This window comes from Thermus aquaticus (genome assembly GCF_001280255.1).
In the GTDB taxonomy this organism is placed as follows: Bacteria; Deinococcota; Deinococci; order Deinococcales; family Thermaceae; genus Thermus; species Thermus aquaticus.
The window spans coordinates 215,671-238,238 of record NZ_LHCI01000106.1; the positions used below are offsets into that span (position 1 = coordinate 215,671).

21 protein-coding genes, 2 tRNA genes, 2 rRNA genes and 1 pseudogene are annotated in these 22,568 nt (G+C 67.2%); 14 read left to right on the plus strand and 12 right to left on the minus strand.

The features are described from left to right. The 4 genes from BVI061214_RS02100 to trpD all read left to right on the plus strand — a co-directional run. Window positions 1-369: transposase (locus BVI061214_RS02100; protein ID WP_156303278.1), on the plus strand; the 369-nt coding region annotated here is incomplete at its 5' end. A 173-nt stretch (window positions 370-542) separates the two neighbouring features. Next, window positions 543-1,931 (plus strand): anthranilate synthase component I, encoded by a 1,389-nt coding sequence (gene trpE / locus BVI061214_RS02105; protein ID WP_003049593.1) that lies wholly within the window; start codon window positions 543-545, stop codon window positions 1,929-1,931. Between the two features lie 55 nt (window positions 1,932-1,986). Continuing rightward, complete coding sequence (locus tag BVI061214_RS02110; protein WP_003049596.1) at window positions 1,987-2,568, plus strand: anthranilate synthase component II; 582 nt, start codon at window positions 1,987-1,989, stop codon at window positions 2,566-2,568. Beyond that, window positions 2,556-3,545 (plus strand): anthranilate phosphoribosyltransferase, encoded by a 990-nt coding sequence (gene trpD / locus BVI061214_RS02115; RefSeq protein ID WP_053767101.1) that lies wholly within the window; start codon window positions 2,556-2,558, stop codon window positions 3,543-3,545. The genes BVI061214_RS02110 and trpD overlap by 13 nt, the downstream gene beginning before the upstream one ends. Here trpD and BVI061214_RS02120 read toward each other — a convergent pair. From BVI061214_RS02120 to BVI061214_RS02150, 7 genes are read right to left on the minus strand one after another with little or no spacing between them, the layout of a single operon-like run. Then, entirely contained in the window at window positions 3,542-4,093 is a 552-nt protein-coding gene (locus BVI061214_RS02120) for a Uma2 family endonuclease (RefSeq protein WP_003049602.1), read from the minus strand. The two genes, trpD and BVI061214_RS02120, sit on opposite strands and share 4 nt — an antisense overlap. A gap of 9 nt (window positions 4,094-4,102) precedes the next feature. Beyond that, window positions 4,103-5,329, minus strand: coding sequence for an adenylosuccinate synthase (locus BVI061214_RS02125; RefSeq protein ID WP_003049605.1), 1,227 nt, complete (start codon window positions 5,327-5,329; stop codon window positions 4,103-4,105). Window positions 5,330-5,339: 10 nt separating this feature from the next. Next, the gene (locus tag BVI061214_RS02130; RefSeq protein ID WP_053767102.1) at window positions 5,340-6,224 is read right to left on the minus strand and encodes an aldo/keto reductase; all 885 of its coding nucleotides are present in this window, start codon (window positions 6,222-6,224) and stop codon (window positions 5,340-5,342) included. After that, the gene (locus BVI061214_RS02135) at window positions 6,221-6,889 is read right to left on the minus strand and encodes a queuosine precursor transporter (RefSeq protein WP_053767103.1); all 669 of its coding nucleotides are present in this window, start codon (window positions 6,887-6,889) and stop codon (window positions 6,221-6,223) included. The genes BVI061214_RS02130 and BVI061214_RS02135 overlap by 4 nt, the downstream gene beginning before the upstream one ends. Further along, entirely contained in the window at window positions 6,886-7,431 is a 546-nt protein-coding gene (hpt, locus tag BVI061214_RS02140) for a hypoxanthine phosphoribosyltransferase (protein ID WP_156303203.1), read from the minus strand. Before hpt ends, BVI061214_RS02135 begins: the two co-directional genes overlap by 4 nt. After that, the gene (locus BVI061214_RS02145) at window positions 7,428-8,135 is read right to left on the minus strand and encodes a pseudouridine synthase (protein ID WP_156303204.1); all 708 of its coding nucleotides are present in this window, start codon (window positions 8,133-8,135) and stop codon (window positions 7,428-7,430) included. The genes hpt and BVI061214_RS02145 overlap by 4 nt, the downstream gene beginning before the upstream one ends. After that, the gene (locus BVI061214_RS02150) at window positions 8,132-8,920 is read right to left on the minus strand and encodes an enoyl-CoA hydratase/isomerase family protein (protein ID WP_053767105.1); all 789 of its coding nucleotides are present in this window, start codon (window positions 8,918-8,920) and stop codon (window positions 8,132-8,134) included. The genes BVI061214_RS02145 and BVI061214_RS02150 overlap by 4 nt, the downstream gene beginning before the upstream one ends. A 36-nt stretch (window positions 8,921-8,956) precedes the next feature. Here BVI061214_RS02150 and truB point away from each other — a divergent pair, with 36 nt between their 5' ends. The 5 genes and pseudogenes from truB to BVI061214_RS02175 all read left to right on the plus strand — a co-directional run. Next, a complete protein-coding gene (truB, locus tag BVI061214_RS02155) occupies window positions 8,957-9,895 on the plus strand; it encodes a tRNA pseudouridine(55) synthase TruB (RefSeq protein ID WP_053767106.1) in 939 nt (312 codons plus the stop codon). A 2-nt stretch (window positions 9,896-9,897) separates the two neighbouring features. Then, on the plus strand, window positions 9,898-11,007 hold the full coding sequence (gene ald / locus BVI061214_RS02160; RefSeq protein ID WP_053767107.1) for an alanine dehydrogenase: 1,110 nt from the start codon (window positions 9,898-9,900) through the stop codon (window positions 11,005-11,007). Window position 11,008: 1 nt separating this feature from the next. Further along, window positions 11,009-11,350 carry an Asp23/Gls24 family envelope stress response protein gene (locus BVI061214_RS02165; RefSeq protein WP_003049629.1) on the plus strand — a complete coding sequence of 114 codons (342 nt, stop codon included), beginning with the start codon at window positions 11,009-11,011 and terminating at the stop codon, window positions 11,348-11,350. Further along, a complete protein-coding gene (locus tag BVI061214_RS02170) occupies window positions 11,343-12,908 on the plus strand; it encodes a DAK2 domain-containing protein (protein WP_053767108.1) in 1,566 nt (521 codons plus the stop codon). The genes BVI061214_RS02165 and BVI061214_RS02170 overlap by 8 nt, the downstream gene beginning before the upstream one ends. Window positions 12,909-12,995: 87 nt before the next feature. After that, window positions 12,996-13,232: pseudogene (locus BVI061214_RS02175) on the plus strand (IS1634 family transposase); the annotation flags it as partial. Window positions 13,233-13,344: 112 nt separating this feature from the next. Here BVI061214_RS02175 and BVI061214_RS02180 read toward each other — a convergent pair. The 3 genes from BVI061214_RS02180 to BVI061214_RS02190 all read right to left on the minus strand — a co-directional run bounded on the left by BVI061214_RS02180 (window position 13,345) and on the right by BVI061214_RS02190 (window position 16,541). After that, window positions 13,345-13,420 (minus strand) — tRNA-Gly (locus BVI061214_RS02180). An 11-nt stretch (window positions 13,421-13,431) separates the two neighbouring features. After that, window positions 13,432-13,548: ribosomal RNA gene (gene rrf, locus BVI061214_RS02185) — 5S ribosomal RNA — on the minus strand. A gap of 79 nt (window positions 13,549-13,627) precedes the next feature. Then, window positions 13,628-16,541, minus strand: a 23S ribosomal RNA gene (locus BVI061214_RS02190). 338 nt (window positions 16,542-16,879) lie between these two features. Here BVI061214_RS02190 and BVI061214_RS02195 point away from each other — a divergent pair. Together BVI061214_RS02195 and BVI061214_RS13665 are read left to right on the plus strand one after the other, a co-directional pair. Beyond that, window positions 16,880-16,956: transfer RNA gene (locus BVI061214_RS02195), tRNA-Ile, on the plus strand. Between the two features lie 132 nt (window positions 16,957-17,088). Next, window positions 17,089-18,315 (plus strand): RNA-guided endonuclease InsQ/TnpB family protein, encoded by a 1,227-nt coding sequence (locus BVI061214_RS13665; RefSeq protein WP_053767110.1) that lies wholly within the window; start codon window positions 17,089-17,091, stop codon window positions 18,313-18,315. Window positions 18,316-18,349: 34 nt separating this feature from the next. Here BVI061214_RS13665 and BVI061214_RS02205 read toward each other — a convergent pair whose 3' ends face one another. After that, window positions 18,350-18,757, minus strand: a complete 408-nt coding sequence (locus BVI061214_RS02205; protein WP_053767111.1) for an RDD family protein — start codon at window positions 18,755-18,757, stop codon at window positions 18,350-18,352. After that, on the minus strand, window positions 18,751-19,686 hold the full coding sequence (sppA, locus tag BVI061214_RS02210; RefSeq protein ID WP_053767112.1) for a signal peptide peptidase SppA: 936 nt from the start codon (window positions 19,684-19,686) through the stop codon (window positions 18,751-18,753). Before sppA ends, BVI061214_RS02205 begins: the two co-directional genes overlap by 7 nt. Before the next feature lie 21 nt (window positions 19,687-19,707). Here sppA and BVI061214_RS02215 point away from each other — a divergent pair, with 21 nt between their 5' ends. The 3 genes from BVI061214_RS02215 to BVI061214_RS13670 all read left to right on the plus strand — a co-directional run. Then, window positions 19,708-20,865, plus strand: coding sequence for a class I SAM-dependent rRNA methyltransferase (locus BVI061214_RS02215; protein WP_156303205.1), 1,158 nt, complete (start codon window positions 19,708-19,710; stop codon window positions 20,863-20,865). A 127-nt stretch (window positions 20,866-20,992) separates the two neighbouring features. Further along, entirely contained in the window at window positions 20,993-22,126 is a 1,134-nt protein-coding gene (locus tag BVI061214_RS02220; protein ID WP_053767113.1) for a citrate synthase/methylcitrate synthase, read from the plus strand. Window positions 22,127-22,294: 168 nt separating this feature from the next. Further along, the coding region (locus tag BVI061214_RS13670; RefSeq protein ID WP_053768559.1) for an IS5 family transposase at window positions 22,295-22,568 on the plus strand (274 nt) is incomplete at its 3' end.

The window sequence follows — 22,568 nt, forward strand, 5'->3', positions numbered from 1 at the left end:
GGCCTACCCGGGGTGGGGCCCCAGGTGGCGGCGGCGGTGCTGGCCCTCCTGCCCCCGCACCTTTGGGGCCGGGCCAAGGCGGCGGCCTCTTACGCGGGCCTGATCCCCGAGCGGGAGGAGTCGGGGAAGAGCGTGGAGAGGAGTCGGCTCTCCCGAAAGGGGCCTCCTCTTTTGCGAAGGAAGCTTTTCATGGGGGCTTTGGTGGCGGTGCGGCACGACCCGGAGATGGGGGCCTTCTACCGTCGCCTGCTGTCGCGGGGAAAGCGCAAAAAGCAGGCCCTGGTGGCCGTGGCCCACAAGCTTCTTAGGCGGATGATGGGGAGGCTAAGGGAGTACTACGCAGGCCAGTCCCTCCAAGGGGTGGCTTGACAGGCAAGACAGTATCAAAGCGCGGGTACCAAGCCTCCCCTAGACTGCGGGAACTTTTTGGGCTATCCTTGGGACATGAACCTGACCTCCCTCCGCCCTTGGCCCGGCTAGGCCCCGGGAGGGAGGCGGTCTCTCCCCCGGGGCGTACCCCGGGGGCTTTTTTAGGGGGCGGCATGGAGACCATAAGACCTTTCCGAAGAACCCTGCTGGCGGACCTGGAGACTCCGGTGACCGCCTACCTGAAGCTTTCGGAGAAGGCCCCCGTGAGCTTCCTCCTGGAGTCGGTGGAAAGAGGGCGGCAGAGCCGCTTCTCCATCGTGGGCGTGGGGGCGAGGCGCACCTTCCGCTTGAAGGACGGGGTCTTCACCGTGAACGGGGAGGAGGTGAGGACCCAAGACCCCCTGCGTACCCTTTACGAGGCCGTTTTCGCCCCTCTGGAGCGCCACCCGGACCTTCCCCCCTTCTTTGGCGGCGTGGTGGGGTACGCCGCCTACGACCTCATCCGCTACTACGAGAAGCTACCGAGCCTCAAGCCCGACGACCTGGCCCTCCCTGACCTCCTCTTCCTGGAGCCCGAGGTGGTGGTGGTCTTTGACCACACCAAAAGCCTCCTCCACCTGGTGGCCCCGGAAAAGGACCCGGAGGTCGCCGAGGCCCGGCTTGCCTGGGCGGAGCGCAAGCTAAAGGGTCCCCTCCCCGGGGTGCCGGGGGAGAGGGCGGGGGGGAGGGCCAGCTTCCAGGCCGACATGGACCGGGAGGCCTACCTGGAGGCGGTGAGGAAGGCCCTCCGCTACATCAAGGCCGGGGACATCTTCCAGGTGGTCCTCTCCCTAAGGCTTTCCTCCCCCCTCACCGTCCACCCCTTCGCCCTTTACCGGGCCTTGAGGAGCGTGAACCCGAGCCCCTACATGGGCTATCTGGACCTGGGGGAGGTGGTTCTGGTCTCGGCCAGCCCGGAAAGCCTCCTCCGCTCCGACGGCAAAAAGGTGGTGACCCGGCCCATCGCCGGCACCAGGCCCCGCGGTAAGGACGAGGAGGAGGACCGGAGGCTCGCCGAGGAGCTTCTGAAGGACGAGAAGGAGCGGGCCGAGCACCTCATGCTTTTGGACCTCTCCCGCAACGACATCGGCCGGGTGGCCGCCTTCGGCACGGTGCGGGTGGTGGAGCCCATGCACGTGGAGCGCTACTCCCACGTCATGCACCTGGTCTCCACCGTGGAGGGGGTTTTGGCCGAGGGCAAGACTCCCCTAGACGCCCTGGCCAGCGTCCTGCCCATGGGCACCGTCTCCGGGGCCCCCAAGATCCGGGCCATGGAGATCATTGAGGAGCTGGAGCCCCACCGCCGGGGGCCCTACGGCGGGGCCTTCGGTTACCTGGCCTACGACGGGGCCATGGACATGGCCCTTACCCTGCGCACCTTCGTGGTAGCGGGCGGGAAGATGCACGTGCAGGCGGGAGCGGGCATCGTGGCCGACTCGGTGCCGGAGAGGGAATACGAGGAGTGCCTCAACAAGGCGAGGGCCCTCCTCAAGGCGGTGGAGATGGCGGAGGCCGGCTTATGACCACCCCACCCTGGTTTGCGCCAGGGTGGGGGCCCCGGGAAGAGAGGAGGGCGACGTGAGGGTTCTCGTAATAGACAACTACGATAGCTTCACCTACAACCTGGTCCAGTACCTGGGGGAGCTTGGGGCGAGGCCCGTGGTCTGGCGGAACGACCAGTTCGCCCTCGAGGAGGTGGAGGCCCTGAACCCCGACCGGATCCTCATCAGCCCCGGGCCCTGCACCCCCTTTGAGGCGGGGCTTTCCCTTCCCCTGATCGCCCGCTACGCCCCCCGCTACCCCATCTTTGGGGTCTGCCTGGGGCACCAGGCCATCGGGGCCGCCTTCGGGGGCAAGGTGGTGCCGGCCCCGGTCATCATGCACGGCAAGGTGAGCGAGATCCACCACGACGGCACCGGGGTCTTCCGGGGCCTCAAGAGCCCCTTCCCCGCCACCCGCTACCACTCCTTGGTGGTGGAGGAGGTCCCCGAGGACCTGGTGGTGAACGCCTGGGTGGAGGAGGCGGGGGGGCGGACGGTCATGGGCTTCCGCCACCGGGCCTTTCCCACCCACGGGGTCCAGTTCCACCCGGAAAGCTACCTGACCGAGGCGGGTAAGCTGATCCTCAAGAACTTCCTGGAGGACCCATGGACGCGCTGAAGAAAGCCCTTTTAGGCGAGGTCTTGGAGGAGGAGGAGGCCTATGGCCTCATGCAGGCCCTCATGCGGGGGGAGGTCTCCCCGGTAAAGGCGGCGGGCCTCCTCACCGCCATGGCCCTGAGGGGGGAGAGGCCCCACGAGATCGCCGCCATGGCCCGGGCCATGCGGGAGGCGGCGAGGCCTTTGCCTGTAAAAAGGCGGCCCCTTCTGGACATCGTGGGTACCGGGGGGGACCATCAGGGCCTCTTGAACCTCTCCACCCTGGGGGCTCTGGTGGCGGCGGCGGGCGGGGTGGCCGTGGCCAAGCACGGGAACCGGGCGGCGAGCTCCAAGGCGGGCTCGGCCGACCTCCTGGAGGCCTTGGGCGTGGACCTCGAGGCCCCGCCCGAGCGGGTGGGGGAGGCCATTGAGGCCTTGGGCTTCGGCTTCCTCTTCGCCCGGGTCTTCCACCCCGCTATGCACCACGTGGCCCCGGTGAGGGCGGAGCTCGGCATCCGCACTGTCTTCAACCTCCTGGGCCCCCTCACCAACCCCGCCGGGGCGGACCGGTACGTCCTGGGGGTCTTTAGCCCCAAGTGGCTTTCCCCCATGGCCGAGGCCCTGGAGCGGCTTGGGGCCAGGGGCCTGGTGGTCCACGGGGAGGGGGCGGACGAGCTCGTCTTGGGGGAGAACCGGGTGGTGGAGGTGGGGAAGGGGGCCTACGCCCTCACGCCCGAGGCCGTGGGCCTCAGGCGGGCTCCCCTCGAGGCCCTAAGGGGCGGCTCCCCCCAGGAGAACGCCGACCTGGCCCGCAGGGTCTTAAAGGGGGAGGAGAAGGGGCCCATAGGGGAGGCCGTGGCCCTGGCAGCGGGGGCCGGGTTCTACGCGGCGGAGAAGGCCCCCACCCTGGAGGCGGGGGTGCGCCTGGCTCGGGAGGTCCTGGCCTCGGGGGAGGCCTACCTCCTCCTGGAGCGGTACGTGACCTTCCTCAAGGGCTAGACGGGAAGCCCCCGGTAGAGGGCCTCCAGGTCCAAGGAGACCTCCACGCAGGGAAGGGGCACCTGGCCTTCCTCCACCACCTCGTAGCGCCAGCCCCCGTCCGGGAGACGGCGGTAGACCTCCACCCGCTTGGCCTCCTGGGAGACCAGGACGTAGGCCTGAAGGCCGGGGAGCTTGCGGTAGCGGTGGAGCTTTTCTCCCCGGTCTATGGCCTCCGTCCCCTCGGAGAGGACCTCCACCACTAAGCAGGCAGTCTTCTTGTACCGGGCGCCGTCCAGGGGCTCCTCGCAGGTGACGAACACGTCGGGGTAATAGGCGGCGTCTTCCACCTTGAGGAGCATGCCCTCGGCGAAGGCCTCGCACCCCGCCCTTTCCGCCGCCGGTAGGAGGGCGAGGAGGATGCGGGCCACCAGGCGGTTGTGGTAGTCCGTTCCCCCGGCCATGGCGAAGACCAGGCCTTCCACGAACTCGTGGCGCTCGGAGGAGGTGGCCTCGAGGGCCAGAAACTCCTCAAAGCTGGCCCGGCGCAGGGGGGCCTTCCGGGGCATGGCCCCAGTTTAAACCCAGCTCACCCCTCCAAAGGTGTCCTCCCGCCTGGGGCTGGTGGAGAAGAGGACCACGGGGACGCCGGTGTACTCCTCAATGAGCTCCAGGTAGCGGAGGAGGCTTCCCGGCAGGTCCTCGCGCCTTCGCACCCCAGCGAGGTCCCCCCAGCCCTCGAGCTCCAGGTAGCGCACCGCCTCCGGCCTGGCCTCCCCGGGGCGGCTTCCGTCCAGGTACTCCACGGCCACCTTCACCTTCTCCAGCCCCGAGAGGACGTCCAGCTTGGTGAGGGCCAGGCCGTCAAACCCGTTGACCTCGCAGGCGTACTTGAGGGCCACCAGGTCCAGCCAGCCCACCCGGCGGGGCCTCCCCGTGGTGGTGCCGTACTCCCCGCCCTTTTCCCGCAGGTGGTGGGCCAGCTCTCCCTGGATCTCGGTGGGGAAGGGGCCTTCCCCCACCCGGGTGGCGTAGGCCTTGGCCACGCCGTAGACCTTGGTGATGGCCTTGTGGGAGAGCCCTGTGCCCACCAGGATCCCCCCCACGGTGGGGTGGGAGCTGGTCACGTAGGGATAGGTGCCGTAGTTGAGGTCCAAAAGGGTGGCCTGGGCCCCCTCAAAGAGGAGGCGCTTGCCCTTCCTCAAGGCCTCGCGGAGGAGGCTTCCGGTGTCGGCGATGTAGGGCCTCAGGATCTCCCCCATGCGGCGGAGGTCCTCCAAAGCCTTTTCCTCCGTGTCCCAGCCCGCCTCCCGGGTGGAGTTGGGCTTTTCCAGGAGGAGGCGGCGCACCCTTTCCCTCAGGACCGCCTCGTCCAGAAGGTCCCCGGCCCGGATCCCCACCCTTCGCGCCCGGTCGGAGTAGGCGGGGCCGATCCCCCTCCCCGTGGTGCCCACGAAGTTGTGGCGGCTTTCCACGTGCTTGTGGTGGGGAAGGACCAGGTGGGCCCTTTCCGAAACCAGGACCCGGGGGCGGAAGCCCTCCTTTTCCAGGGCCTGAAGCTCCTCCTGGAAGCGGAAGGGGTCAATGACCATCCCGTCGGCCAGGACGTTGACCGCGTGGGGGTGGATGACCCCTGAAGGGAGGAGGTTCAGCTTGAAGACCCTCCCCTCGGCCACCACGGTGTGGCCGGCGTTGGCCCCGCCCTGGTAGCGGATCACGTAGTCGGCCTCCCGGGCCAGGGCGTCCACCACCTTGCCCTTGCCCTCGTCCCCCCACTGCGCTCCGATGATGGCGACTCCCGGCATCCCCCTAAGCTTACGACGCCTCGAGGCGGGCCACCTCCTCGGGGGTGAGGCGAAGGGCGAGGGCTAGGGCGTTCTGCCGGGCCTGGGCCTCGTTCTTGGCCCCGGGAATGGGAAGGGCCCCCTTCGCCATGAGGTAGCGGAGGGCGAGGGCGGCAGGGGTGGTGCCCTTGGCCTGGGCGAGCTCCTTCAGGACGGGGAGGAGGGCCTTCACCTTAGGGAGCAGGGGGCGGTACTTCCTTCCCCGGTAGCCCCCAGGGGGGTTTTCCGGGTCCAGCTTCCCGGTGAGCCAGCCCATGGCCAGGGGGCTGTAGGCCATGAGGGCGATCCCCTCCCGGCGCAGGGCGGGCAGGTGGGCCTCCCAGTCCCGCACCAGGAGGCTGTACTCCACCTGCAGGGCCAGAAGGGGAACCCCGTGCCGGTCCAGCGCCGCCTTGGCCTCTTCCAGCTGGGCCAGGCTCAGGTTGGAAAACCCCACGCCCCGGGTGAGGCCCCGCTCGTAGGCCTCCGCCAAGGCCTCGGCCCAGACCCTGAGGGGCACGGGGGGCCAGGGCCAGTGGAGGAGGTAAAGGTCCAGGGCCTCCACCCCAAGCCGCTTCAGGCTTCCCTCTAGGGCCCGGATGAGGCTTTTGCGGGAAAGCCGCCAGGGGTAGGGGAAGAACTTGCTGACCAGGTAGGGCCTTTTGCCCGCCTCGGCCGCGAAGCGGCCGAGAAGCCTCTCGGAGAGGCCAAAGCCGTAAAACTCTGTGGTGTCAAAGAGAAGGATGCCGGCCTCGAGGGCCGCCAAAAAGGCCCTCCGGAGGTCCTCCTCCCCGTAGTCCCGGCCGTAGCCCCAAAAGAGGCGGTCCCCCCAGGCCCAGGTGCCGATGCCCATCGGGTGCGCGAAAAGCGGGTTCATGCCAGCCTAAAGGGGTTGAAGTCCGTGTCCCGGTCGTAGGCGTCCAGGCCCTCGGCCCGCTTCAGGAAGCCCACCACCCCGTAGGTGACCGGGAGCATGAGGGCCTCCACCCCCACCTTGAAGGCGTAGTTGGAGAGGAAGACGGCGAGGAGGACCTCGTTGGGCCAGATGCCGTAAAAGGCCACCAGCAGAAAGACCCCGGTGTCCAGCCCCTGGCCCACCAGGGTGGAGGCCAGGGCCCTGAGCCAGAAGAAGCGCCCCTCGGTGCGCACCTTGAGCCGGGCCAGCACGTAGGCGTTGGCGAACTCGCCCACGAAGTAGGCCAGGAGGCTTCCCAGGACGATCCTGGGGGTGAGGCCCAAGAGGAGGCCGAAGGCCTGGGCGAAGCGCTGGCTTTCTCCGTCCTCGGGAGCGGGAAGGGCGGCCACCGCCTGGAAGGTGAGGGTGGCCAAGAGGAGGGCGAGAAAGCCTATCCAGATGACCCTTCGGCTTCTACGGTAGCCGTAGACCTCGGTGAGGACGTCCCCGAAGATGTAGGCCAGGGGGAAGAGGAGGGTCCCCCCGTCAAAGGTGAAGGGCCCCAGGACCACCAGCTTGGTGGAGGCCACGTTGGAGACCAGAAGCACCGTGGCGAAGAGGGCGGTGATGAGGTCCAGGTACCTCATTCTTCCTCCGGTCGGATGGAGGTGATAAAGGGCAGGTTGCGGTCAAACTGGGCCCGGTCCAGGCCGTAGCCAAAGACGTAGGCGTCCTCAATCTCAAAGCCCAGGTAGTGGATGGGGACCTCCACCTGGCGCCGGGCCGGCTTGGAGAGAAGGGCCGCCACCCGGATGGAGGCGGGCTTCCTGGCCTCCAGGTAGTCCAGGAGGTAGGCCAGGGTGAGGCCGGTGTCCACGATGTCCTCCACCACGATCACGTCCCGCCCGTGGATGGGAAGCCTCAGGTCCTTGATGAGCTCCACCTCCCCGCTGGACTTCAGGGCGTTCCCGTAGGAGCTTATGGCGATGAAGTCCATGGTGAGGGGGAGGGGGATGGCCCGCACCAGGTCGGCCATGAAGATGAAGGCCCCGTTCAGGACGCAGATGAGGTGGGGGGTCTTCCCCTGGTAGTCCTGGGCGATGGCCTGCCCCAGCTGGGCCACCCGCTTTTGGATGGCCTCGGCGCTGATCTGCACGGGTCCGTTCCCGGCGTTGAACATGCCCCTCATTCTAGCCCCACCTCCTTTAGCAGGGCCTGAACCTCCTCCGGGGAAAGCCTGCGCCACCTCCCGGGGGGCAGGTTGCCCAGCCGGACGGGCCCCACCTGGAGGCGGAGGAGGCGTTTCACCGGGTAGCCCACGGCCTGGAGCATCCTCCGCACCTCCCGCTTCCGCCCCTCCCCCAGGGTGAGGATGGCCCCGCCTTGGGCGGGCCTGCAGGAGAGGGCCCGGGCCGGGCCGTCCTCGAGGGCCACCCCCTCCACCAGCTTCCGGCAGACGGCCTCGGGCAGGGTTCCCCTCTCGGTCCAGACCCGGTAGACCTTCTTGACTCCGTAGCGGGGGTGGGTAAGGCGGAAGAGGAGCTCGCCGTCGTTGGTAAAGAGGAGGAGGCCCTCGGACTCCCGGTCCAGCCGCCCCACCGCCTGGAGGCCGGGGACCTCAGGGAGAAGCTCAAAGACCGTCCTCCGGGCGTGGGGGTCAGAGCGGGTGGTGGTGTAGCCCCGGGGCTTGTGGAGGGCCAGGACCAGGCGCTCCCTGGGCCATTCCACCCGCCTTCCCGCCACCTCCACCAGGTCGTCTGGCCCCACCTTCTGGCCCAGGTGGGCCACCTCCCCGTTCACCCGCACCAGGCCCTGGCGGATCAGGACCTCCGCCTGGCGCCGGCTCGCCACCCCGGCCCGGGCCAGGAGGGCCTGGAGGCGCATGGCCTTCATGGGAAGCTGGGGGGGCGCTTTTCCTTAAGCGCCTTGAGCCCCTCTTCCAGCTCCTCGCCGGCGAAGCCCAGGAACTCTAGGGCCAGGGAGAGCTCAAACTGGGGCAGGAAGGCGCGGTACCAGTGGTTGAGGGCCCGCTTGGTGTGCTCCAAGGCCTCCTTGGGGCCTTGAGCGAGCCTTTCCGCCACCTCCAGGGCCCTGGCGTAGACCTCCCCCTCCTCCACCGCCAGGGCCACCAGGCCCAGCCGCTCGGCCTCCTCCCCGCTTAAGGGCTCGTTGAGGAAGAGGTGGTACTTGGCCTTGGCCATGCCCAAGAGAAGGGGCCAGAGGAGGACGGCGTGGTCCCCCGCCGCCACCCCCAGGCGCAGGTGCCCGTCCAGGAGCCTGGCCTTTTTGCCCACCACGGCCACATCCGCCGCCAGGGCCAAGGCCAGCCCCGCCCCCACCGCCACCCCTTCCACCGCCGCCACCACGGGCCTGGGGAAGTCCAAGGGCCCCAGGACCAGGTCCCGGGCCTCCCGGTAGACCCGCATCAGGGCCTGGTGGGAGGCGCGCATCTCCTCTATGAGGGCAAAGGAGCCCCCGGCCGAGAAGACCCCGCCCTCGCCCCTGATGAGGACGGCCCGGGCTTCCTCCACCTCCTCGAGGTCCCGCCACACCCGGGAGAGGGCCCGGTGGGTCTTGGGGTCCATGGCGTTCAGCCTCTCGCCCTTGAAGGTGATCTCCAGCACCCCGGGCCTGGGCCAGGCGAAGCCCAGGCTGGGGTAGCGCTCTTGGAGCTCCACTCCCTCATTCTAGGGGGGTGATAGAATCCCCTAGGCATGGCCCTCTACGCGGTGGACAAGCCCCTCCACCTCACCTCCCACGACGCGGTGGAGGAGGCCAGGAAGCGCCTAGGCACCCGCCGGGTGGGGCACACGGGCACCCTGGACCCCCTGGCCACGGGGCTTCTCCTCCTGGTCTCGGAGGAGAGCACCAAGCTGGTCCCCTTTCTCTCGGGGGAGGACAAGGAGTACATCGCCTGGGTGTCCTTTGGGGCCACCACGCCCACCTTAGACGCCGAGGGTCCCGTCAGCGAAGAGGCCCCGGTGCGCTTTGACCGCAAGGACCTCGAGGCCGCCCTCCCTGGCTTCCTGGAGGTGAAGGAGCAAATCCCCCCTCTCTACTCCGCCATCAAGGTGAAGGGCAAGCGGGCCTACGAGGCCGCCCGGGAGGGGAAGCCTCTGGAGCTTGGCCCCAGGCCCGCCAGGTACCTGGAGGTGGAGCTTCTGGCCCTGGACCCCGAACCCATCCCCCACCCCATCGCCCCCTCGGCCAAGGGCTGGCGCCTGGCGGAGAAGGGGGGGCGGAAGGTGGAGCTTCCCCGGCCTCTCGGGGCCTACCCCACCGCGGTGATCCGGCTGGTGGTGGGCCCCGGCACCTACGTGCGGGCCTTCGCCCGGGATCTGGGGGAGAAGCTCAAGACCAAGGCCTTCCTCTCCGGCCTGGTGCGCACCCGCATCGGCAAGGTGGGGCTGGAGCGGGCGGTGTCCCTGGCCGAGCTTTCCCCGGATAAGGCCATCCCCGAGGTGGACGCCCTGCCCTTCCCCGTGGTGGAGCTCTCCCACACCGAGGCCAGGCGGGTGCTGGAAGGGGTGCCCCTCCCCATCCCCGCCCTGGGCTACGTGACCCTGATAGACTCCCGCAGGCGGCTTCTGGCCATCGCCGAGGGCGACGGCTTCAAGCTGAAGATCAAACGGGTTTTTGTGAAGGAGGTATAGGTATGGTCATCGGCGTGCCCAAGGAGATCAAGACCCTGGAGAACCGCGTGGCTCTCACCCCGGGGGGCGCGGAAAGCCTGGTCCGCAGGGGCCACACCGTCTTGGTGGAGCGAGGGGCGGGGTTAGGGTCGGGCCTGACCGACGCCGAGTACGAGCGGGCAGGGGCGGCCCTGGTGAGCCGGGAGGAGGCCTGGAAGGCGGAGATGGTGGTGAAGGTGAAGGAGCCCCTACCTGAGGAGTACCCCTTCCTGCGGGAGGGCCTCATCCTCTTCACCTACCTCCACCTGGCCGCCGACCGGACCCTCACCGAGGCCATGCTGAAAAGCGGGGTCACCGGCATCGCCTACGAGACCGTCCAGCTCAAGGACGGCTCCCTGCCCCTCCTCATCCCCATGAGCGAGGTGGCGGGGCGCATGGCTCCCCAGGTGGGGGCCCAGTTCTTGGAGAAGCCCAAGGGGGGCCGAGGGGTCCTCCTCGGGGGGGTGCCGGGGGTGGCCCCGGCCAGCGTGGTGATCCTGGGGGGCGGCACCGTGGGCACCAACGCCGCCAAGATCGCCTTGGGCATGGGGGCCCAGGTCACCATCCTGGACGTGAACCACAAGCGCCTGCAGTACCTGGATGACATCTTCGGCGGGCGGGTGGTGACCCTCACCGCCACCGAGGCCAACATCAAGAAGAGCATCGGCCACGCCGATCTCCTCATCGGGGCGGTGCTGGTGCCGGGGGCCAAGGCCCCCAAGCTGGTGACCCGGGACATGCTCCCCCTCATGAAGGAGGGCTCGGTGATCGTGGACGTGGCCGTGGACCAGGGGGGGTGCGTGGAGACCATCCGCCCCACCACCCACGCCGAGCCCACCTACGTGGTGGACGGGGTGGTCCACTACGGGGTGGCCAACATGCCGGGAGCCGTCCCCCGGACCTCCACCTTCGCCCTCACCAACCAGACCCTGCCCTACGTGCTCAAGCTGGCGGAAAAGGGCCTGGGGGCCCTTCTGGAGGACGAGGCTCTGCTCAAGGGCCTCAACACCCACAGGGGCCTCCTCACCCACCCGGGGGTGGCCGAGGCCTTCGGCCTCCCCTATACTCCCCCTGAGGAAGCCCTGAGGAGGTAGGATGGCGGGACGCTTGACCATAACGGAAAACGCCCTGGCGGCCCTTCTGGCCTTGGCGGCCCACGAGGTGCCCGGGGTGGTGGGCATGGCTCCGGCGGGGCTCAAGGAGCAGGTGGTGCGCATCCTGGGGCGGCAGGAGGCCAGCGAGGGGGTGGTGGTCCGCCCGGACCCCGCCGCTCCCGGCAAGTACCAGGCGGACTTCTACGTGGTGGTGGCCGTGGGGGCCCGCATCCCCACGGTGGTGGAGTCCCTGGCTGAGCGGGTGGGCTTCGCCGCCAAGAGGCTGGCCGGGGTGGAGCTCTCCCAGGTGCGGGTCCACGTGGTGGGGGTGGGGCGTGGCTAGTTGGGCCCCGGAGGAGGTGGCCGAGGCCTTCCGCTTCGCCACGGACTGGTTCGGCGTCTACGTGGAGGAGCTGAACGCCCTCAACGTCTACCCCGTGCCCGACGGGGACACGGGCACCAACATGCACCTCACCCTCCAGTCCGCCCGGCGGGAGCTGGACCTGGCGGACACCTCCAGGATGCCCGAGGTGGCCCGGGCCATCGCCTACGGGAGCCTGCTGGGGGCCCGTGGGAACAGCGGGGTCATCCTCTCCCAGATCCTCAAGGGCTTCTCCGAGGCCATCCGCAAGAAGGGGGTGCTGGATGCCAAGACCCTGGCCGAGGCCCTGCGCCTGGGGGCGGAGACGGGCTACCGGGCGGTGATGCGCCCCGTGGAGGGCACCATCCTGACCGTGGCCAGGGCGGCGGGGGAGGGGGCCAGGGGGGATAGCTTGAAGGACGTCCTGGAAAGCGCCTTGGCGGCGGCCCGGGAGGCCCTGGCCAAGACCCCCGAACTCCTTCCCGTCCTCAAGCAGGCCGGGGTGGTGGACGCCGGGGGAGCGGGGTACGTGCGCTTTCTGGAGGGGATCCACGGCTACGCCCTGGGGCTTCCCCTGCCCGAGCCCCCCAAGGTGGAGCGCTACGCCCAGACCGCCTTCGCCACCGAGGAGTTCGGCTACTGCACCGAGTTCCTCATGGAGGGGGTGGAGGTTCCCATAGAGAAGATCCGGGAGGCCGTGGCCCCCTTTGGGGACTCCCTTCTGGTGGTGGGGGCGGAAGGGTACGTGAAGGGCCACATCCACACGGACGACCCCGACGGCCTCCTCGCCACCGTGGCCCGCTTTGGCCGCATGGTGCGCACCAAGGTGGAGGACATGTCCGAGCAGCACACGGAGATCCTGGCCATGGCGGGCCTTTTGGAGGAGGCCCCGCCCCCCACGGGCCTGGTGGCCGTGGCCCTGGGGCACGGGGTGGCCCGGGCCTTCCGCTCCCTGGGGGCCAGGGTGGTGGCCGGGGGGCAGACCCAGAACCCCAGCGTGGAGGACATCCTCTCCGCCATCAAAAGCCTCCCCAACCCCAAGGTGATCCTCCTGCCCAATAACCCCAACGTCTTCATGGCGGCGGAGGAGGCGGTCAAGCTGGCCAGGGAGGCGGGCAAGGAGGTCCACGTCCTCAAGACCCGCACCATAGGCCAGGGCCTGGCGGCGGCGGTCCGCTATGAGCCCGAGCGGGAGCCCGAGGAGCTCCTTCCCGAGATGGCGGAGGCCATGGAGGGGGCGGTGACCCTCGAGGTCACCTGGGCCAGCCGCGACGCCGAGGTGGACGGCCTCAAGGTCCTCAAGGACAAGCCCATCGGCCTTCTGGACGGCCGGCTGGTCCTGGTGGGAAAGACCCCGGAGGAGGTCCTCGAGGGCCTCGTCCGCCTGGCCCAGGAGGGGAAGGAGGTCCTCACCCTCTTCCTGGGGCCCAACACCCCCAAGGAGGCTGCCGAGGCCGTGGCCCAGAAGTTCCCCGCACTGGCGGTGGAGATCCTGCCCGGCGGCCCCGACCGGTACGCCTACCTGGGCGTGCTGGAGTAGCTAAAGAAAAGCCCAAGCCCTTACCCCCTTTCCCGGGCTTTCCCGAGGGAAAGGGGGGGATTTATGCGGAATGCCTGGTCCGCCTTGCTGCTGGCCCTGAGGTTCGCCTGCGAGGCGGACGCCCGGCGGGCCCTGGCGGTAGATGAGGAGGCCAGTGGGAAGCTTTCCTACCACCGCCTGGTCTACCTGGGGGTACAGGAAGAGCGGCGCTGGGGGCGGGTGGGGCGTCCGAGGAAGGGGGAGGCGCCCCTCTCGGTGGGCTACCGCCTCCTGGCCCGCTTGGAGGTGGACGAGGGGAAGCTGGAGCGGGCGAGGCGGGGCCTACTGGGGGCACAGCGATATTACCTCCGGGAGTGAGGGGGGTGCGGAATGTGGGGGGGAAGGTTCTGGGCAACCATAAGGCAAAACCCCCCCAGGATGCCCTGGGGGGTTTATGTGGAGCGGGAGACGGGACTTGAACCCGCGACCCCGACCTTGGCAAGGTCGTGCTCTACCAACTGAGCTACTCCCGCGAAGGCAAAATCCCCCGCACCGACCTACTCTCCCAGGACCCTGCGGTCCCAGTACCATCGGCGCTGGCGCGTTTCACTTCCGTGTTCGGAATGGGAACGGGTGGTTCCACGCCGCTAAGGGCACGGGGGATTCTCGTGTTTTGCTTTTCAAAGAGCCCGCGCCACCGAGGGGCGGGGGACCTTGGCTGGGGTGGGTATAAGGGCAAAAGGGTCAAGACCTCGGACGATTGGGACCGGTCAGCTCAACGCCTCGCGGCGCTTACACCTCCGGCCCATCCACCGGGTAGTCTTCCCGGGTCCTTACCGGCTTTACGCCGTGGGAGGCCTCATCTTGGGGCGGGTTTCCCGCTTAGATGCTTTCAGCGGTTATCCCTCCCGCACATGGCTACCCAGCTTATGCCCCTGGAGGGACAGCTGGGAAACCAGAGGTGCGTCCCTTCCGGTCCTCTCGTACTAGGAAGAGCCCCCCTCAAGCCTCCTGCGCCCGTGGCGGATAGAGACCGAACTGTCTCACGACGTTCTGAACCCAGCTCGCGTGCCGCTTTAATGGGCGAACAGCCCAACCCTTGGGACCTTCTTCAGCCCCAGGATGCGACGAGCCGACATCGAGGTGCCAAACCTCCCCGCCGCTGTGGACGCTCGGGGGAGATCAGCCTGTTATCCCCGGGGTAACTTTTATCCGTTGATCGATGGCCCTTCCACACGGGACCACCGGTTCACTAGGCCCGGCTTTCGCCCCTGCTCGGCTTGCAGGCCTCACAGTCAGGCCCCCTTCTACCCTTGCGCTCTCCGGCGGATTTCCGTCCCGCCTGAGGGGACCTTTGGGCGCCTCCGTTACGCTTTAGGAGGCGACCGCCCCAGTCAAACTGCCCGCCAAGCGCTGTCCCCCGCTAGGGGTTAGGCCCCCAGTCGCACCAGGGTGGTATTTCACCGGCGCCTCCACCGCCCCCGAAAGGGCGGCTTCCCAGGCTCCCACCTATCCTACGCAGGTGCGACCAAGAGCCAACACCAGGCTGCAGTAAAGCTCCACGGGGTCTTTTCGTCCTGCCACGGGTAGGCCGCATCTTCACGGCCAGTTCAATTTCACCGGGTCCCTCGCCGAGACAGCGCTCCGGTCGTTACGCTTTTCGTGCAGGTCGGAACTTACCCGACAAGGAATTTCGCTACCTTAGGACCGTTATAGTTACGGCCGCCGTTCACCGGGGCTTCGGTTTGGGGCTTGCACCCCTCCCCTTGACCTTCCGGCACCGGGCAAGCGTCGCTCCCTATACCTCCTCTTACGAGTTCGCAGAGAGCTGTGTTTTTGGTAAACAGTCGCCAGAGCCTATTCACTGCGGCTCCCAAGCGGCGCCCGAAGGCGCCACCGGGAGCACCCCTTCTCCCGAAGTTACGGGGCCAACTTGCAGAGTTCCTTGGCGAGGGTTCTCCCGCGCGCCTTAGTGCTCTCGCACCCGCCCACCTGTGTCGGTTTGCGGTACGGGTTCCCGTGGGTTGTGCTTAGAGGCTTTTCTTGGCTCCCTGGCTTCGGGGGGTTGTCACCCTCACGGGCTTCCCCACCACGCAGAGCCCACGGGAGGCGGATTTGCCTACCTCCCACCCTGCGCTTCTGGCCGGGCTCGTCCATGGCTCCGGTCCCCCTAGCCTAGAGCGTCCCCCCATCGCACCCACGGGAAGGGCCGGAATATTAACCGGCTGTCCATCGGCTACGCCTTTCGGCCTCACCTTAGGTCCCGCCTAACCCTACGCTGACGACCATGGCGTAGGAACCCTTGGGCTTACGGCGACAGGGATTCTCACCCTGTTTATCGTTACTCATGCCGGCATTCGCACTTCCCTTACCTCCAGCCGCCCTCACGAGCGACCTTCATCGGCATCGGGAACGCTCCCCTACCGCCTAGGGCTTGCGCCCTAGGCCCGCAGCTTCGGCGCTGGGCTTAAGCCCCGATCATTTTCGGCGCAGCGCCACTCGACCAGTGAGCTATTACGCACTCTTTAAAGGATGGCTGCTTCTAAGCCAACCTCCTGGCTGTCTTCGCGGCGCCACATCCTTTCCCACTTAGCCCAGACTTGGGGACCTTAGCTGGCGGTCTCGGTTGTTCCCGCGCTCGGACGCGGACGTTATCGCCCGCGCCCTCACTCCCAGGCTCCACCTGGGACCCTTCGGAGTTTGACAGGGTTTGGTAGGCTGGTGGGCCCCCTAGCCCTATCAGTGCTCTACAGGCCCCAGTCAGCGCCTGAGGCTGACCCTAAAGTCATTTCGGGGAGAACCAGCTATCTCCGGGTTCGGTTAGCTTTTCACTCCTAATCCCAGCTCATCCGAGGGGTTTGCATCCCCCACCGGTTCGGGCCTCCACTGGGTTTCACCCCAGCTTCACCCTGGCCAGGACTAGCTCACCCGGTTTCGGGTCCACGGCCGCGGACTTCGCGGGCCGCACGCGGCCCACCTGCGCCCTATTCGGACTCGGTTTCCCTACGCCTCCGCCTTACGGCTTAAGCTCGCCCACGACCGTGAGTCGCCGGCTCATGCTTCAATAGGCACGCCGCAACCCCTAAAGGGGCCGCGACTGCTTGTAAGCCCACGGTTTCAGGTTCTATTTCACTCCCCTCCCGGGGTTCTTTTCACCTTTCCCTCACGGTACTGGTTCACTATCGGTCACCCGGAGTACTTAGCCTTAGGCGGTGGTCCGCCCAGATTCCCCCATGGCTCCACGAACCACGGGGTACTCGGGTACCCTCACCTATCCCCTCACCTTTCGCCTACGGGGCTTTCACCCTCTCTGGCGCTGCTTCCCAGACAGCTTCGGCTAGGCTAGGGATTCGGCATCTGAGGGCCCCACGACCCCGCCCGGACAAGCCGGACGGTTTAGGCTCTTCCCCTTTCGCTCGCCGCTACTCAGGGAGTCGCTTTCGCTTTCCTCTCCTCTGGGTACTGAGATGTTTCAGTTCCCCAGGTTCCCCCCGCACAAAGGCGGTGACCCGTGTTCCCACGGGCCGGGTTTCCCCATTCGGACATCCAGGGATCAACGCTCGCTACCAGCTCCCCCTGGCTTATCGCAGGTAGCCACGTCCTTCATCGGCTCGGGTGCCAAGGCATCCACCGTGGGCCCTTAGCATCTTGACCCTTCAAGGACCACGCAGAACGTGGCCCGTGGCTTCCATCCATCCACCCCAGCTTTCAAGATCCCCCGCCGCCCATCGGGCAGCGCAAACATGAATCTACCAGATGCCCTAAAAGGTGTCAAGGGGCTCAGGGCCGGTTCCTCCTCTTGAAGGCGCCTGGCCGCTTTCCCCTGGCCCAATGGCGGGCGGTTCATTTGGGGTGGGGGCCCCAAAGAGGCCTTGCAGACCTGGCGGCGCCGTGTGCTTCTGCCTCAGCTTGTCGGAACGTGAGGGGGGAGCTCAGCGGCGGGATATCTTGACGGGTGGGCCTCTTCCGGCTAAGCTAAACTTTGCGTGCGGGGGCGATTAGCTCAGCTGGTCAGAGCGCACGCCTGATAAGCGTGAGGTCGGTGGTTCAAGTCCACCATCGCCCACCAAAAACCCCGGGCCCAAGGCCCGGGGCGGCTTTTTAGAAAAACGGGGGAGTGCGAGGGGGCAGTAATCCCCCCCGATTCATCGGGGGGATACACGGACCCCCTCGCCCTTTTGCGCTACCATGAAGGAGGAAAATGCCTCTCCTGACCCTCAAGGCCCAGATCCACGCCACGCCCGAGGTGGAAGCCGTCCTCAAGGAGGCCATGCGTTCCGCCACCAAGGTCTACAACGGCCTGCTTTGGCACCTCCGGGAGGCCTACAAAGGGACCGGGAAGGTGGACCTCTCCCGCAAGAACCTCAACCGCATCCTGAAGGAGCTTCCCCGGGCCAAGGACTACTACTCTATGTCCGTCCAGCTCACGAGAGAGGAGGTGAGAGAGGCCTATAAGGCCTTCTTCGCCCTGAGGAAAGAAGGAAAGACAAACCACCAGGCCCCCGGATTTCGGCGCAAGGGGTACCTCTCCCCGCTCAGGTACGTCCAAAGCGGCTACAAGGTGGAGGGGGACAGGGTCACGGTCTCCCTGGGCACGGGGCGGAAAGACGGGATACGCCAAGTCTCCTTCCGCATCACCCACCGCCCCGGAGTACGGTACGAAAGGGTGCGGCAACTCTCCATCGTCTACGACAAGTTCTCCGGGCGCTTGGAAGCCCGTCTGACGGTGGAAGTGAGGGCCAACCCTAGACCAGGAGAAGGTCGGGTAGCCCTAGACCTGGGGGAGACAATCTTGATGGCGGCGGCCTTTGATGACGGGGGCGCCTTACTCTACTCGGGCCGGGGGCTTAAGGCGGTGCGGCGGTACTGGCAGAAAGTCCGGGCGAACCTCAAGCGGGGCTCCCGCAGGTGGAGGGAGGTAGCCCATCGGGAGAGGGCTCAGGTGAACGATCTTCTACGTCAAGCCGCCTCCCACTTCCTTCGTGAGTGCGTCAGCCGAGGCGTGGGAGAAGTCGTGGTCGGGGACCTCTCGGGCCTCCGGGAGGGCTTGGACTACGGCGAGGTCCTCAACCAGAGGCTCCACGCCTGGCCCTACCGCAAGCTGGTGGAGGTTCTGAAGTACAAAGGGGCCCTCATGGGCATCAAAGTCCACGAGGTGGAGGAAAGGAAGACCTCCCTCACCTGCCACGCTTGCGGGAAGGCTTCGCCTTCCAACAGGAAGCACCGGGGTCTATACACCTGCTCTTGCGGCTGGAAGGCGCAAGCGGATGTCAACGGGGCCCTGAACATCTACGAGCGGGCTTTCCAGGTATCTCCCGTCAAGGGGAGTAGTGGCCGTGTGGCACGGCCCGTGGTCCGGTCGTTCCGTCTGGGATGGCACGGAGTCCACGAACCGAAGCGCAAGGGTAGCCTCTTGCGTGCATCCTAAAAGGGATGCCCCCGGATTTATCCGGGGGAGGATGTCACGCCTGGGATTCTCGGTGGACCACCAAGGTATCGGCGATGAGGTCGTGCCAGGCCTGCCTTTGGGGATGGAAGAAGGCCCACAGGTAGCCGAGGGCCAAGGGCAAGGTGGAGAGGGTTTTGCCCACCACCTCCCGCATGAGGGCGGTGAGCCAGTCCACAGGGCGGCCGTCGGTTTTCACCACGCGGATGCCCAGGAGCATCTTGCCCGGCGTGGCCCCGTAGAGGGCAGTGAAGGCCACGTAGTAGGCCCAGCTGGGAACCCAGTTGAAGAGGAAGTTCTGGAGCGGGGTGGTGTTCACCCAGTCCACCCCGGCCAGGGCCATAAGAAGAAGGGTCACGGGCACCAGGATCAGGCCGTCCACAAAGGAGGCCACCAGCCGACGCCAGGGGCTTGCGATTACCATAGTCCACCTCCTAGGTAGCGGTACTCCAGGCGGAAGCGGCTTTGGGCCAGGGCCTGCAGGAGGGCTTGGGTGTCTGAGGCGAAGCCAAAGGGAGGTTCGTCTCCCAAAAGCTCCACCAGCAGACCCTTGGGCTTTTTGTACCGGACCAGGCGGAAGCCAGTCAGACCCGCCAGCTCGGCGGCCCTTTGGGCGGCGTCCTCTAGGTAGCCCTCCCGGTCGGCCAGGCCCAGGGCCAGGGCCTGCGCGCCTGAATAGATGCGCCCGTCCGCCAGGCGGTAGGCCTTTTCCAGAGGCATCCTTCTTCCTTCCGCCACCCGCCTCACGAAGAGCTCGTAGGCCTCCCGCATGTAGCCCTGGAGGAGGGTCTTTTCCTCCGGGGTCAGGGGGCGGAGGCCCGAGGCCATGTCCTTGAGCCTGCCCTCCTTCAGAACCTCCACCTCAACCCCCAGCTTGTCCAGAAGGCCCTGGACCTGGAGCAGGATGGAGATGACCCCGATGGAACCGGTTACGGTGGTGGGGGCGGTGACGATCTCCCGGGCGGCGGTGGCCGCATAGTAGCCGCCGCTGGCGGCCACGGTGCCCAGGCTGGCCACCAGGGGCTTTTCCCGGGCCAGCTCCTTTAGGGCGCGGTGGATGGCCTCGGTCTCCGTGACCCCGCCCCCGGGGCTAACCACCTCGAGGACCACGGCCTTGATCCCGGGGTCCTCCTTGGCCTGGCGCACCTGGGAGAGGAAGTCTTCCAGGGCCTTGTCGGTGGGGATGGTTCCTTTGAGCTCTAGGAGGAGGACCTTTTCCCCCTGGCCGAAAAGGGTCGTCTCCTGCCAGCGCCCTTTAGCCTTTTCCGGGGCGGTGAGGCGACCCAGGCCCACCACCGCCAGGAACACCACCAGGAGAAAGAGGATGAGGGCCAGCCAGCGCTTTCGGTTCATGGTTCCAGTTTAGCACGGGGTATGCTGAGGCCCGTGCTGAGGGTGGTGGTGGAGCCCGGCAAGGAGCGGAAGCTCAGGAACTTCTACCCCAACGTCTACCGGGACGAGCTCCAGGAGGCTCCCCAGGAGGCGGGGGTGGCCGAGGCCTATGGGGCCGACGGGGCCTTTCTGGCGGTGGGCTACTACGACCCCCGTTCCCGCATCCCCTTCCGGGCCTTCCGCTTTGACCGGGGGCCTTTGGACCGCCGCTTTTTCCGGGAGCGCTTCGTGAGGGCCCTTAAGAAGCGGGAGGGGCTTGGGCCTAGCTTTCGCCTGGTACACGGGGAGGCGGACGGGCTTCCCGGGCTGGTGGTGGACCGCTTTGGCGGGGTCCTAGTCCTCCAGGTGCGCTCCCGGGGGATGGAGGCCCTCCGGGAGGTCTGGTTCCCGGCCCTTTTGGAGGTGGTGAGGCCCGAGGGCGTGTACGAGCGGAGCGACGTGGAGGCCAGGCGGCAGGAGGGGCTTCCCGAGCGGGTGGGGGTGGTCTTTGGGGAGGTGCCGGAGGTCCTTTCGGTGGAGGAGGACGGCCTCCTTTTCTCCATCCCCCCGGCCCTGGCCCAGAAGACGGGGTTTTACCTGGACCAGCGGGAAAACCGCCGCCTTTTGGAGGCCATGGTGCGCCCGGGGGAGCGGGTTTTGGACGTGTACAGCTACGTGGGGGGGTTCGCCCTCAGGGCCGCCAGAAAGGGAGCCTACGCCCTGGCGGTGGACAAGGACCTCGAGGCCCTCTCCGTCCTGGACCGGGCCGCCCTCCGGGCGGGGCTTCGCGTGGACATCCGCCAGGGGGAGGCCCTGGAGGTCTTGAGAACCCTGGAAGGCCCCTTCCACCACGTCCTCCTGGACCCTCCCACCCTGGTCAAGAGGAAGGAAGAGCTTCCCGCCATGAAGGGCCACCTGGTGGACCTGGTGCGGGAAGCGCTGCGCCTTCTTGCCAAGGAGGGCTACCTCTGGCTTTCCACCTGCAGCTACTACGTGAAGGTGGAGGACCTCCTGGAGGTGGCCCGCCGGGCGGCCCACGACCTCGGAGTGCGCCTCAGGGTCCACGCCGTCACCTACCAGCCCCAGGACCACCCCTGGAGCCTGCACGTGCCGGAAAGCCTCTACCTGAAGACGGTCATCTTCCAGGAGGACGCCCTCTAATACCACCCCATGCTGGCTTGGGCCAGCATGGGGGCCCCGGCAAAAGGTTCCCGGGGAAGTTAATGGTGGGCTGAAGGATGTATGATGACGGCGGAAGCACCCCTGGGGTGCGGAAAAGGAGGAGCCTATGGAAGTGGCACGGGGTCTTGAGGGCGTTCTCTTCACGGAAACTCGGATGTGCTTTATTGACGGGGAGGCGGGCCGCCTTTACTACTACGGCATCCCCATTCAGGAGCTGGCGGAGAAGAGCACCTTTGAGGAGACCACCTACTTGCTTCTCCACGGCAGACTGCCTCAGCGAGGGGAGCTAGAGGCCTTTAAAAAGGACCTGGCGGCCAGGCGGGCTTTGCCTTCTCACCTCCTGGAGTCCTTCCGGCGCTACCCCGCCTCGGCCCACCCCATGAGCTTTTTGCGCACCGCCGTCTCCGAGCTGGGCATGCTGGACCCCACCGAGGGAGATATCTCCCGGGAGGCCCTGTACCAGAAGGGCCTGGACCTGATCGCCAAGTTCGCCACCATCGTGGCCGCCAACAAGCGCCTCAAGGAGGGTAAGGAGCCCCTTCCTCCCCGGGAGGACCTCTCCCACGCCGCCAACTTCCTTTACATGGCGAACGGCGTGGAGCCTTCCCCTGAGCAGGAGCGCCTCATGGACGCGGCCCTCATCCTCCACGCCGAGCACGGCTTCAACGCCAGCACCTTCACCGCCATCGCCGCCTTCTCCACGGAGACCGACCTCTACTCGGCCATCACCGCCGCCGTGGCCTCTTTGAAGGGCCCCAGGCACGGTGGGGCCAACGAGGCGGTCATGAAGATGATCCAGGAGATCGGCGCGCCCGAGAGGGCCCGGGAGTGGGTGCGGGAAAAGCTTTCCAAGAAAGAGCGGATCATGGGCATGGGCCACCGGGTCTACAAGGCCTTTGACCCCAGGGCCGGGGTTCTGGAGAAGCTGGCCCGCCGCGTGGCGGAGAAGCACGGGCACTCCCCCGAGTACCAGATCCTCAAGATCGTGGAGGAGGAGGCGGGGAAGGTGCTGAACCCGCGGGGCATCTACCCCAACGTGGACTTCTATTCCGGGGTGGTCTACTCCGACCTGGGCTTCGGGCTGGAGTTCTTCACCCCCATCTTCGCCGTGGCCCGCATCTCCGGCTGGGTGGGGCACATCCTGGAGTACAAGGAGCAGGACAACCGCCTCCTGCGCCCCGACGCCAAGTACATCGGGGAGCTGGACCGGCCCTACGTGCCCCTGGAGGCCAGGGGCTGAGTACCCCGCCGTGGCAGGAGCCCCAGAAGGGCCCAGCCAAGCCCTTTCGGTGTGGAAAAACCAAGGGACGGCCCCTTAGGCCTTGCCTTTTGCCGGAGCCCCCATGCTGGCTTGGGCCAGCATGGGGTGGTACTAGAGGCTGTCGTAAAAGGGTGGTATCCTTGAAGGGTGCCTCTTAGACGATGTTACCCCAGCGACCTAACCGACGAGGAGTGGGGCCTCCTGGAGCCCCTCATCCCCGCCCCCAAGCCCGGCGGCCGGCCCGCCAAGGTGTCCAGAAGAGAGATCATGAACGCCATCCTTTACGTCCTGAAGAACGGCATCCCCTGGCGAGCCATGCCCCATGACCTGCCCCACTGGTCCACCGTCTACCACTACTTTCGCCAGTGGCAGAAGGAGGGGGTGTGGGAGAAAGCGGTGCAAGCCCTGGTCCGCCGGGACC